The following is a 565-nucleotide window of genomic DNA, read 5'->3' as shown; positions in this document are numbered from 1 at the left end:
GGAAGTAACAGTAGGCGACGACGGAACAGCAACAGTGACAGATCCAACAACAGGAATCAGTCATACAATTCCAGGAACAGAGCTAGTAAACCAAGACTTCGAACTAGTGAAACCAACCGACAAAGTTCCAGTCAAAGACACAGCCCACTTAACTCCAGAAGAGAAGAAACAAGTGGCAGATAAAGTCAAAGACAAGAACCCAGGTAAGGAAGTAACAGTAGGCGACGACGGCACAGCAACAGTGACAGATCCAAGAACAGGAATCAGTCATACAATTCCAGGAACAGAGCTAGTAAACCAAGACTTCGAACTAGTGAAACCAACCGACAAAGTTCCAGTCAAAGACACAGCCCACTTAACTCCAGAAGAGAAGAAACAAGTGGCAGATAAAGTCAAAGACAAGAACCCAGGTAAGGAAGTAACAGTAGGCGACGACGGAACAGCAACAGTGACAGATCCAACAACAGGAATCAGTCATACAATTCCAGGAACAGAGCTAGTAAACCAAGACTTCGAACTAGTGAAACCAACCGACAAAGTTCCAGTCAAAGACACAGCCCACTTA

The 565-nt window shown here is 45.0% G+C and carries 1 pseudogene; it reads left to right on the top strand.

Features of this window, described 5'->3' with window-relative positions:
* A pseudogene (locus tag D8787_RS11635) lies at positions 1-565 on the top strand (surface protein Rib); the annotation flags it as partial.

It is taken from the genome of Streptococcus mitis (genome assembly GCF_003944325.1).
Lineage (GTDB): Bacteria > Bacillota > Bacilli > Lactobacillales > Streptococcaceae > Streptococcus > Streptococcus mitis_CW.
This window is presented reverse-complemented; position numbering and strand designations above follow the sequence as displayed.